Source organism: Aurantibacter aestuarii (assembly GCF_003008425.1).
GTDB lineage: Bacteria > Bacteroidota > Bacteroidia > Flavobacteriales > Flavobacteriaceae > Aurantibacter > Aurantibacter aestuarii.
Map to the genome: position 1 here is coordinate 1 of NZ_PXOQ01000004.1, position 240 is coordinate 240.

Consider the following 240-nt stretch of genomic DNA (forward strand, 5'->3'; position numbering starts at 1 on the left):
AATACAGGCACTCCCAGAGTTAACATAATTCAGGTTTATTACGGATAGACCAAATAATCACAATATGCATTCCTTTTCCAAAACAGAAGATAACACCGAAAATGCAGGTCGATTCCATTCGTAAATAGTGTTTGGTTGATAAGTTCTTGCACCTTCAATTAATTTACCGTCTCTTCCTTTTGCTGGCTTTGAATACATTTCTTGATATTCTAACGCCTCTTTGTCAACTGCATTTAGAAC

At 35.8% G+C, this 240-nt stretch carries 1 protein-coding gene; it reads right to left on the reverse strand.

What is annotated here, in order from left to right; translation table 11 throughout:
- Positions 1–57: 57 nt before the first annotated feature.
- Positions 58–240 (reverse strand): hypothetical protein (locus C7H52_RS13390; protein WP_181256187.1); only part of this gene is annotated, 183 nt, incomplete at its 5' end.